The organism is Streptomyces racemochromogenes (assembly GCF_044129415.1).
GTDB lineage: Bacteria > Actinomycetota > Actinomycetes > Streptomycetales > Streptomycetaceae > Streptomyces > Streptomyces racemochromogenes_A.
On sequence record NZ_JBBDHD010000170.1, the window covers coordinates 1 to 11187 of the forward strand.

At 72.7% G+C, this 11187-nt stretch carries 7 protein-coding genes; 2 read left to right on the top strand and 5 right to left on the bottom strand.

The window, feature by feature from the left end; translation table 11 throughout:
* From WDV06_RS33750 to eccD, 5 genes are all read right to left on the bottom strand, one after another.
* A partial coding sequence (locus WDV06_RS33750; RefSeq protein ID WP_395513635.1) for a 4-hydroxy-tetrahydrodipicolinate reductase occupies positions 1 to 602 on the bottom strand: 602 nt, incomplete at its 3' end.
* Positions 603 to 627: 25 nt separating this feature from the next.
* On the bottom strand, positions 628 to 2007 hold the full coding sequence (locus tag WDV06_RS33755) for a M16 family metallopeptidase (protein WP_395513636.1): 1380 nt from the start codon (positions 2005 to 2007) through the stop codon (positions 628 to 630).
* A complete protein-coding gene (locus WDV06_RS33760) occupies positions 2004 to 4223 on the bottom strand; it encodes a polyribonucleotide nucleotidyltransferase (RefSeq protein WP_395513639.1) in 2220 nt (739 codons plus the stop codon). Before WDV06_RS33760 ends, WDV06_RS33755 begins: the two co-directional genes overlap by 4 nt.
* Before the next feature lie 317 nt (positions 4224 to 4540).
* The gene (rpsO, locus tag WDV06_RS33765) at positions 4541 to 4828 is read right to left on the bottom strand and encodes a 30S ribosomal protein S15 (protein ID WP_007266917.1); all 288 of its coding nucleotides are present in this window, start codon (positions 4826 to 4828) and stop codon (positions 4541 to 4543) included.
* A 172-nt stretch (positions 4829 to 5000) separates the two neighbouring features.
* Positions 5001 to 6506, bottom strand: a complete 1506-nt coding sequence (gene eccD / locus WDV06_RS33770) for a type VII secretion integral membrane protein EccD (protein WP_395513637.1) — start codon at positions 6504 to 6506, stop codon at positions 5001 to 5003.
* Positions 6507 to 6729: 223 nt separating this feature from the next.
* Here eccD and eccCa point away from each other — a divergent pair, with 223 nt between their 5' ends.
* Together eccCa and WDV06_RS33780 are read left to right on the top strand one after the other, a co-directional pair.
* Positions 6730 to 10683 carry a type VII secretion protein EccCa gene (eccCa, locus tag WDV06_RS33775; RefSeq protein WP_395513638.1) on the top strand — a complete coding sequence of 1318 codons (3954 nt, stop codon included), beginning with the start codon at positions 6730 to 6732 and terminating at the stop codon, positions 10681 to 10683.
* A 135-nt stretch (positions 10684 to 10818) separates the two neighbouring features.
* Positions 10819 to 11052, top strand: a complete 234-nt coding sequence (locus WDV06_RS33780; protein ID WP_007266914.1) for a DUF397 domain-containing protein — start codon at positions 10819 to 10821, stop codon at positions 11050 to 11052.
* Positions 11053 to 11187 lie beyond the last annotated feature (135 nt).

An 11187-nucleotide genomic window follows, 5' to 3' on the forward strand; every position in this document is an offset into this window, starting at 1 on the left:
GGGATACACCATGCTCGCGAACCGTAGGACCGCCGCCGCGATCGGCGCCGTCGCCCTGGCCCGGGGGGGGGGGGGGGGCCGCCCCCCCCCCCCCCCGCCCCCCCCCCCCCCCCCCCCCCCCCCCCCCCGCGGGCGGCCGCGATGAGCTGTGCCGTACGGGTCGCGGTGCCGGAGGGGGCGTCGACCTTGTTCGGGTGGTGGAGCTCGACGACCTCGACGGACTCGAAGTAGCGGGCGGCCTGGGCGGCGAACTTCATGGTGAGGACGGCGCCGATGGAGAAGTTCGGGGCGATGAGCACCCCGGTCTCCGGGGAGCCGGACAGCCAGGTGTTCAGCCGGCCGAGGCGGTCCTCGTTCCAGCCGGTGGTGCCGACCACGGCGTGGATGCCGTGGCCGACGAGGAAGTCGAGGTTGTCCATCACCGAGTCGGGGGTGGTCAGCTCGACGGCGACCTGGGCCCCGGCGTCGGCCAGCGCCTCCAGCTTGTCGCCCCGGCCGAGGGCCGCCACCAGCTCCATGTCCCCGGCGGCCTCGACGGCCCTGACGGCCTCGGAGCCGATCCGGCCCTTGGCGCCGAGGACCGCCACGCGCAGCTTGCTCATGTTGTTTCCTTCACTCCGTAAGGGACTAGGCGACCGCTTCGTCCAGCCGGGCCGCCTGCTTCTCCTTGAGGGGGCCGACCACCGCGAGCGAGGGCCGCTGTGCCAGTACATCCCGGGCGACCTCGCGGACGTCGTCCGGGGTCACCTCGGAGATGCGGGACAGCATGTCGTCGACGGACATCTGGTCGCCCCAGCACAGCTCGCTCTTGCCGATGCGGTTCATGATCGCGCCGGTGTCCTCCAGGCCGAGGACGGTGGAACCGGAGAGCTGGCCGACGGCGCGCCGGATCTCCTCGTCGGTGAGTCCCTCGGAGGCGACCTTGTCGAGCTCGTCGCGGCAGATCCGCAGCACGTCGTGGACCTGGCTGGGCCGGCAGCCGGCGTAGACCCCGAAGAGGCCGGTGTCGGCGAAGCCGGAGGTGTACGAGTACACGCTGTAGGCCAGGCCGCGCTTCTCGCGGACCTCCTGGAAGAGCCGGGAGGACATGCCGCCGCCGAGGGCGGTGTTCAGCACCCCGAGGGCCCAGCGGCGGTCGTCGGTGCGGGCCAGGCCGGGCATGCCGAGGACCACGTGGGCCTGCTCGGTCTTGCGGTTCACCAGGTCGACGCGGCCGGCGGTGCGGATGCGCTTGCTGCCGGAGCGGGGGCCGACGGGCCGGGCGTCGGTGTCCTTCAGCGCGCCGGCCTTCTCGAAGGCGGCCCGGACCTGGCGGACGACCTTGGCGTGGTCGACGTTGCCGGCGGCGGCGACGACCAGGCGGGTGGGGTCGTAGTGCTTCTTCCAGAAGCGGCGGATCCGGTCGGCGCCGAGGGCGTTGATGGTGTCGACGGTGCCGAGGACGGGGCGGCCGAGCGGCGAGTCCCCGTACATGGTCTGGGCGAAGAGGTCGTGGACCATGTCGCCCGGGTCGTCCTCGGTCATCGCGATCTCTTCGAGGATGACCCCGCGCTCGGCGTCGACGTCCTCCTCGCGGATCAGCGAGCCGGTGAGCATGTCGCAGACCACGTCGATGGCCAGCGGCAGGTCGGTGTCGAGCACCCGGGCGTAGTAGCAGGTGTACTCCTTCGCCGTGAAGGCGTTCATCTCGCCGCCGACCGCGTCGATCGCGGAGGAGATGTCGAGGGCGGTGCGCTTGGCGGTGCCCTTGAAGAGGAGGTGCTCCAGGTAGTGGGTGGCTCCGTTGAGCGCCGGCGTCTCGTCGCGCGAGCCCACGTTGGCCCAGATGCCGAAGGTGGCGGAGCGCACGGACGGCAGCGTCTCGGTGACGACGCGCAGTCCGCCGGGGAGGACGGTGCGGCGGACGGTGCCGATGCCGTTCTCGCCCTTGAGGAGGGTTTGGGTACGGGCGACGGCCCGCCCCTCCGAAGAGGGGCGGGCCGTCACACGGGAACTACGCGACGTCACTTGTCGGAGTCGTCCTTGTCAGCCTCGGCGGCGTCCTCGCCCTCGATCACGGGGACCAGGGAGAGCTTGCCGCGCTGGTCGATCTCGGCGATCTCGACCTGCACCTTGGTGCCGACCGCGAGCACGTCCTCGACGTTCTCCACGCGCTTGCCGCCGGCGAGCTTGCGGATCTGCGAGATGTGCAGCAGGCCGTCCTTGCCGGGCATGAGGGAGACGAAGGCACCGAAGGTGGTGGTCTTGACGACCGTGCCCAGGTACCGCTCGCCGACCTCCGGCATGGTCGGGTTGGCGATCGCGTTGATCGTGGAGCGGGCGGCCTCGGCGGCCGGGCCGTCGGCGGCACCGATGTAGATGGTGCCGTCGTCCTCGATCGTGATCTCGGCGCCGGTGTCCTCCTGGATCTGGTTGATCATCTTGCCCTTGGGGCCGATGACCTCACCGATCTTGTCCACCGGGATCTTGACGGTGATGATCCGCGGGGCGTTCGGGGACATCTCGTCCGGCGTGTCGATCGCTTCCATCATCACGTCGAGGATGTGGAGGCGGGCGTCGCGGGCCTGGGTGAGGGCCGCGGCCAGGACGGAGGCCGGGATGCCGTCCAGCTTGGTGTCGAGCTGGAGGGCGGTGACGAACTCCTTGGTGCCGGCGACCTTGAAGTCCATGTCGCCGAAGGCGTCCTCCGCACCGAGGATGTCGGTGAGGGCGACGTAGTGGGTCTTGCCGTCGATCTCCTGGGAGATCAGGCCCATGGCGATGCCGGCGACGGGGGCCTTGAGCGGCACACCGGCGTTCAGCAGCGACATGGTGGAGGCGCAGACCGAGCCCATGGAGGTCGAACCGTTGGAGCCGAGGGCCTCGGACACCTGGCGGATCGCGTAGGGGAACTCCTCGCGGGTCGGCAGGACCGGCACGATCGCGCGCTCGGCGAGCGCGCCGTGGCCGATCTCGCGGCGCTTCGGGGAGCCGACGCGGCCGGTCTCGCCGACGGAGTACGGCGGGAAGTTGTAGTTGTGCATGTAGCGCTTGCGGGTCACCGGGGAGAGGGTGTCCAGCTGCTGCTCCATGCGGAGCATGTTGAGGGTGGTGACGCCCAGGATCTGGGTCTCGCCACGCTCGAACAGCGCCGAGCCGTGCACGCGCGGGATGGCCTCGACCTCGGCCGCCAGGGTGCGGATGTCGGTCAGGCCGCGGCCGTCGATGCGGACCTTGTCCTTGATGACGCGCTCGCGCACCAGGGCCTTGGTCAGGCTGCGGTAGGCGGCGGAGATCTCCTTCTCGCGGCCCTCGAAGGCCGGGAGGAGCTTCTCGGCGGCGATGTCCTTGACGCGGTCCAGCTCGGCCTCGCGGTCCTGCTTGCCCGCGATGGTGAGCGCCTGGGCCAGCTCGCCGCGGACGGCCTGCTCCAGGGCGGCGTAGACGTCCTGCTCGTAGTCGAGGAAGACCGGGAACTCGCCCTCGGGCTTGGCGGCCTTGGCGGCCAGGTCGGCCTGGGCCTTGCAGAGGACCTTGATGAAGGGCTTCGAGGCCTCCAGGCCCGCGGCCACGATCTCCTCGGTCGGCGCCTCGGCGCCGCCCTTGACCAGGGCGATGGTGCGCTCGGTGGCCTCGGCCTCGACCATCATGATCGCGACGTCGCCGTCCTCCAGGACGCGACCGGCGACGACCATGTCGAAGACGGCGTCCTCAAGCTCGGTGTGCGTCGGGAAGGCCACCCACTGGCCCTTGATCAGCGCGACGCGGACGCCGCCGATCGGGCCGGAGAAGGGCAGGCCGGCCAGCTGCGTGGACGCGGACGCGGCGTTGATCGCGATGACGTCGTACAGGTGGTCGGGGTTGAGCGCCATGACGGTGGCGACGACCTGGATCTCGTTGCGCAGGCCCTTCTTGAAGGAGGGGCGCAGCGGGCGGTCGATCAGGCGGCAGGTGAGGATCGCGTCCTCGGAGGGGCGGCCCTCGCGGCGGAAGAAGGAGCCGGGGATCTTGCCGGCGGCGTACTGCCGCTCCTCGACGTCGACCGTCAGGGGGAAGAAGTCGAGCTGGTCCTTGGGCTTCTTCGACGCGGTGGTCGCGGAGAGCACCATCGTGTCGTCGTCCAGGTAGGCGACGGCGGAGCCGGCGGCCTGGCGGGCCAGGCGGCCCGTCTCGAAGCGGATGGTGCGGGTGCCGAAGGAACCGTTGTCGATCACGGCCTCGGCGTAGTGGGTCTCGTTCTCCACTAGCGTTTTCTCCATTTTCGTCGTCTCGTCCGCCACCCGTGTGGTGGAGGACGTCCGCCCGGCCACCCGTGTGGTGGGGGACGGTTGCGGAGAAGCGCTCCTGGCGTGCGGGCCGGTCTTCGATCGAAGCACCCGGTTCTCGGCCCCATCCACGGGGGTTTTCCGGATGCCACTACCGAGGACCGGCGGCGTAGGGAGGGCGCTCCTCCTCTTCAGTTGTGCGCTGTGTCCCAGCCTACAAAGCGTCGGGTACGTCGCGCACGTACGGCAAAGGGAGCGGCCCCATCGGTGTGGGAACCGCTCCCTTCACAGTGTGCTTACTTGGCGCCGGCCGCACCGCGGCGGATGCCGAGGCGCTCGACCAGCGTACGGAAGCGCTGGATGTCCTTCTTGGCCAGGTACTGCAGCAGGCGGCGGCGCTGGCCGACCAGGATCAGCAGACCACGACGGGAGTGGTGGTCGTGCTTGTGGGTCTTGAGGTGCTCGGTCAGGTCAGAGATGCGGCGGGACAGCATCGCGACCTGGACCTCGGGAGAGCCGGTGTCGCCCTCCTTGGCACCGAATTCGGCGATGATCTGCTTCTTCGTAGCGGCGTCGAGCGGCACGCTTACTCCTCGTATGGGTCTTCGTGGCCACCGAGTGCCCCAGGTCGAATTCTCTGGGGAGCTTCCGTGACTCGGGAGGCGGGGTCCGCTGAGCGCAGTCCCCAGAAGGTCTCCGGGGGCGCGTACACAAACGGCCGTCACACAGCGTACCAGGCTGCCGGGTCCCGCCGTCTCAGCTGGTGAGCGAGCGGGCACGGCCGTAGACGTCGAGGACGGCCAGGGCCAGCGGGACGAGGCTGAGCAGTACCGCGGCCTCGGTGAGGTCGAGCAGCCTTCCCCAGAAGGGTGACAGGCCCTTGCGGGGGATGACAAGCGCGATTCCCGCGAGGAGGGCCGCGCCGGCGGCGACGGCGGCCGACAGCCAGATCGTACGGAGCTCCAGGCCGGCCCGGTCGTGGTGGCGGGCGAACTCGGCCATCAGGTCGCCGGGCGGGTGCAGGGCGAGGCCGAGGACGAGCAGCGCGGTGGCCGCGAGGCCGGCGGCGAGGGCGCACACGACCTGCGAGGTGTAGCGGAAGAGCCGGGCGCGCAGCAGGACGGCCAGGCCGGTGGCCAGGGCCAGCAGGCGGCCCCAGGTGTTGTCGGAGAAACCGAGGACGGCGGCGGAGCCGACGGTGACGGCCGCGCACCCCCCGACCAGGCCGAGGAGCATCTCGTGGCCCCGGCGGGCCTGGGCTGCGACGGCCTCGGCGTCGACCGGGCCGGCCTGGTCCGGGCGGCCGTCGCCGGGCCGGTCACCGTACGGGTCGCTCTCGTGCCGGTCGGGGGTCTCGTAGTCGGGGGCGGCGCTCTGCGGGGCCGCGTAGCCGATGGGGAGGCGGGCGAAGCGGGCGGAGAGGCCGGGCAGGAAGGCGACGAGCCCGATGGCGGCGGGGGCGCAGACGGCGGCCGTGGCGGTGGCGGAGGCGCCGGTGCCGATGGCGGCGAAGGTGGCGAGGGTGCCGGTCGCGGAGAGGAAGGTGGCCGCGACGAAGGGGGCGTCCCCGTGCGGGGTGAGCGCGGTCAGGGCGACGGAGGCGACGAGGACGCAGACGCAGCCGAGGAGGAACTGCAGCCGTCCGGGTCCCTGGCCGGGGGCGACGGCGACGATGCCGGAGCCTGCGATCAGCAGGTGCGGCAGTCCGCCGAGGCCGAGGGCGGCGGCCGAGCCCCGGTCGCGGTAGACCCGGGCGCGCACCGCGGCGGCCGCGGTGAGCAGGACCCCGACGGAGCCGGCGATGATCCCGGGCAGGCCGTGCATGTCGTGGCGGACCGGGTCGGAGTACCAGAGGACGAAGCCGAGCAGGACGAGCAGGACGGCGGAGCCGGCCAGGCCCGCGCCGCGGAGCATGTCGTCGCTCCAGCGGTGGCGGTCGCGGACGACGGCGGAGGCGACGGCGTCGGAGACGTCGTCGAACACGGCGGGCGGGAGGGACTCGGCGAAGGGGCGCAGGCTGAGCACCTCGCCGTCGAGGACCTGCTGGGCGGCGAGGGTGCGGGCGCCGTCGAGGACGGTGCCGGAGCGGCGTACGAGGTGGAAGCCGGTGGGGGCGCCGACGGGCTGGGTCTGGCCGGTGAGGCGCAGCAGCTCGGCGTAGATGTCGGCGACCGCGATGTCCTCGGGGAGGGCGACGTCGATCCGGCTGTCCGGGGCCACGACCGTGACCCTGCAGAATCCGGTCGCCTCGGCCGTACTCACCTGTGTGACCCCCCTGGTTGGCGCCCTTCGGGGCGGCCGATTCGCGGATGCGCATGGGTGGATGCGCCTGGTGCGCGCGCCACCCTACCCGGCGGTGGCGGGAGCGGCGGCAAGTAGGATCACGGTCGCGTCCGGGCGCGGGGGTGCGGGAGTGGCCAGCGGGGCCCGGGAGTTGGGGCGGCGGTCGCGGCGTCCCGTCCGTTTTCGAGGGATTGATGCTCCGGTGAGCCAGATCGTCGTCAAGCGCCCGCCCCGGTCGCTGCCGCCCGAAGTCCCCGCGGAGGAGCTGAGGCTGGAGTCCCCGCCCGAGCTGCCGCGGGGGCAGCAGGAGGGGATGCTGATGCAGCTCCTGCCGATGCTGGGCATGGGTTCCTCGGTGGTGTTCTTCTTCATGCCGGGTGCGGCGCCGTTCATGCGCATCATGGGCGTGCTGATGCTGGTGTCCACGGTGGGCATGGTCGTGGCCCAGCTGGTGCGCCACCGGCGCGGTACACAGGGGCAAATGGCCGACGTGCGCCGGGACTACCTCAAGTACCTGGCGCAGACGCGCCGTCAGGTCCGCAGGACCGCGCGGGCGCAGCGCGACGCGCAGCTGTACCTGCACCCCGCGCCGGATCAGTTGTGGTCGGTGGTGGCGGAGGGTTCGCGGCTGTGGGAGCGGCGGGTGGGCGACGCGGACTTCGGGCAGGCCCGGCTGGGGCTCGGCGCGCAGCGGCTGGCGACCCCGCTGGTGGCTCCGGACACGGCGCCGGTGGACGAGCTGGAGCCGTTGACGGCGGGGGCGATGCAGCGCTTCCTGAAGGTGCACTCCTCGCTGGACGGGCTGCCGGTGGCGGTGTCGATCCGGGCGTTCTACCACGTGACGGTGTCCGGGGAGGCGGAGGCCGTGCGCGGGGCGGCGCGGGCGCTGGTGGCCCAGCTGGCGACGCTGCACTCCCCCGAGGACCTGGTGGTCGGCGTGGTGGCGGCGCCGGGGGCGGCGCCCTCGTGGGACTGGGTGAAGTGGCTGCCGCACACGCAGGTGCCCGGGCAGGTGGACGGGGCCGGTACGAAGCGGCTGTTCGGTGACGACCTGGGTGAGCTGGAGGGGCTGCTGGGGTCCCGGCTGGAGGGGCGTCCGCGGTTCAGCCGGGACGTGTCGCCGGTGCTGGACCAGCCGCACCTGGTGGTGGTCCTCGACGGGGGCCTGGTGCCGCCCGACTCGGTGTTCGCCGCGGCCGAGGGGTTGCAGGGGGTGACCATCGTGGAGGTGGTCGCGGGCGAGCTGGACGAGCCGCGCGGCGGGCTGTCGGTGGTGGTGCGGCCCGGACGGCTGCGGCTGGAGTCGGGCGCCGGGGTGGCGTACGAGGGGGTGCCGGACAGCCTGTCGCTGCCGGCGGCCGAGGCCCTGGCCCGGCAGCTGGCGCCGTTGCGGACGGGCGGCGGGGACGACGACGAGCCGCTGCTGGCGAACCTGGACTTCACCGATCTGCTGAACCTGGGCGACGCGGCCTCGATCGACGTCTCCCGCACCTGGCGGCCGAGGTCGGCCGGCGAGCGGCTGCGGGTGCCGATCGGTGTGGGCGAGGACGGCACGCCGGTGATGCTGGACCTCAAGGAGGCCGCGCAGGAGGGCATGGGCCCGCACGGCCTGTGCGTGGGGGCGACGGGTTCGGGCAAGTCGGAGCTGCTGCGCACGCTGGTGCTGGGGCTGGCGGTGACGCACACCTCGGAGACGCTGAACTTCGTCCTCGCGGACTTCAAGGGCGGCGCCACCTTCACGGGCATGGGCCAGATGCCGCACGTCGCGGCGGTGATCACCAACCTGGCGGACGACCTGACGCTGGTCGACCGGATGGGCGACTCGATCCGCGGCGAGCTCCAGCGCCGGCAGGAGCTGCTGCGCGCGGCGGGCAACTACGCGAATATCCACGACTACGAGAAGGCGCGCGCGGCCGGGGCCCCGCTGGAGCCGCTGGCTTCGCTGGTGCTGGTGATCGACGAGTTCAGCGAGCTGCTGACGGCCAAGCCCGACTTCATCGACATGTTCATCCAGATCGGCCGGATCGGCCGTTCGCTGGGGGTGCACCTGCTGCTGGCCTCGCAGCGCCTGGAGGAGGGCAAGCTGCGCGGCCTGGACACGTACCTGTCGTACCGGATCGGCCTGCGGACCTTCTCGGCGGCGGAGTCGCGGACGGCGATCGGCGTGCCGGACGCGTACCACCTGCCGTCGGTGCCCGGTTCCGGCTACCTGAAGTTCGGCACGGACGAGATGACGCGGTTCAAGGCGGCGTACGTCTCGGGCGTCTACCGCTCGGGCGGGCGGGAGCTGTCGATGGGGCCGTTCCCGGTGGAGCGGCGGCCGGTGCTGTTCACGGCGGCTCCGGTGCCGGTGGTGTACGCGGCCCCGGACCCGGCGTACGTGGCCGCGGGGCCGGAGCGGGCGGACGACGCGCTCGCGGACACGGTGCTCGACGTGATCGTGGGACGGCTGGAGGGGCAGGGGGTGCCGGCGCACCAGGTGTGGCTGCCGCCGCTGGACCGCGCGCCCTCGCTGGACCAGCTGCTGCCGGCGCTGGCGCCGTCGGCGGAACGCGGACTGCACGCCGAGGGCTACACGCGGCCGGGCGGGCTGGTGGTGCCGCTCGGGCTGATCGACAAGCCCTTCGAGCAGCGGCGCGAGGTGCTCTACCGGGACTTCTCGGGGGCGGCGGGCCACATGATGGTGGTCGGCGGCCCGCAGTCGGGCAAGTCGACGCTGATGCGGACGCTGATCTCGGCGTTCGCGCTCACGCACACCCCGCGCGAGGTGCAGTTCTACGGGCTGGACTTCGGTGGCGGCGGCATGTCGGCGGTGGCGGAGCTGCCGCACGTGGGCGGGATCGCCTCCCGGCTGGATCCGGAGCGGGTGCGGCGCACGGTCGCGGAGGTGGCGGGGATCCTGAACCGCCGCGAGGAGTTCTTCCGGTCGAACGGGATCGACTCGATGGCCACCTACCGGCGCAAGCGGGCGGCGGGCGAGCTGCCGGGCGAGGCGTGGGGCGACGTGTTCCTGATCATCGACGGCTGGGGCGGCTTCCGCAGCGAGTACGACGGCCTGGATCAGGTGGTCACGGACATCGCCTCCCGCGGTCTGGGCTACGGCGTCCACGTGGTGGTGACCGCGGCCCGGTACATGGAGGTGCGGGCCGCGCTGAAGGACCAGATGCTGGGCCGGCTGGAGCTGCGGCTCGGCGACGTCATGGACTCCGAGTTCGACCGCAAGGTCGCCGCGAACGTCCCGACGGGGATGCCGGGCCGCGGGCAGGTGCCGGAGAAGCTGCACTTCCTGGGCGCGCTGCCGCGCACCGACGGGTCGCACGAGGCGGACAGCCTCTCGCAGGCCACGGAGGAGTTCGTGGCGGCGGTGCGGTCGGGCTGGTCGGGCCCCTCGGCTCCGGGCGTGCGGCTGCTGCCGCGGCTGCTGCGCGCCGACCAGCTGCCCAAGGGCGGGGAGTTCCCCGAGCGCGGGATCGCGATCGGCATCGACGAGACGGCGCTGGAGCCGGTGTTCGTCGACTTCGAGTCGGACCCCTTCTTCCTGGTGTTCGGCGAGAGCGAGTCGGGCAAGACGAACCTGCTGCGGCTGATCACCCGGCAGATCGCCGAGCGCTACACCCCGGAGCAGGCGAAGCTGGTGGTCGGGGACTACCGGCGCGGTCTGCTGGGGGCGCTGCCGGAGGAGCACCTGCTGGAGTACGCGCCGATGGCGAACTCCCTCCAGACGCACATGGAGGCGCTGGGCGGGGTGTTCTCGCGGCGCCAGCCGCCCACCGACGTCACCCCGCAGCAGCTGCGGGACCGCAGCTGGTGGACGGGCCCGAACGTGTTCATCGTGATCGACGACTACGACCTGGTGGCCACCAGCCAGGGCAATCCGCTGGCCCCGCTGGTGGAGTACCTGCCGTTCGCCCGCGACACCGGGGTCCGGTTCATCATCGCGCGGAGTTCGGCGGGGGCCTCGCGGGCCATGTACGAGCCGTTCATGCAGCGGATCAAGGAGCTGGGGGCGCAGGGCGTGGTGCTGTCGGGCGATCCGTCCGAGGGCGACCTGCTCGGCTCGGCCCGGCCCCGTCCGATGCCTCCGGGCCGCGGCCACTACGTCTCGCGCCGGCGCGGGACCTCGCTGGTGCAGCTGGGGCGGATGCCGGGGCTGTGACCGGTGGCGGCCGGCGGCCGCGGCCGGAGCCCGGGGTTTCGTTTACGGCGGAAACGGCCCCGGGCGGCCGGCTTGCGCAGATAATCGGCTGCGAAGACCGAGCAGCACCGCACGACCGACGGGAAGGGCCGCATCATGGGCACCCAGCAGGAGAAGGACGAGCTGTACGCGCTCGACATCAGCGACGTCGAATGGCAGGGCCCGCCCGGGACCAGCCCGGACGAGGAGCGGGTCGAGATCGCGAAGCTGCCCGAGGGCGCGGTGGCGATGCGGTCGTCCCTGGACCGTGACACGGTGCTGCGCTACACGGCGGCCGAGTGGGAGGCGTTCGTGCTCGGGGCCCGCGACGGGGAGTTCGACCTCACCTGAGGGCTGCCGGAGCCGTGGGGGGGGGGGGGGGGGGGGGGGGGGGGGGGGGGGGGGGGGCGGGGGGGCGGGGGGGGGGGGGGGGGGGGGGGGGGGGGGGGGGGGGGGGGGGGGGGGGGGGGGGGGGGGGGGGGGGGG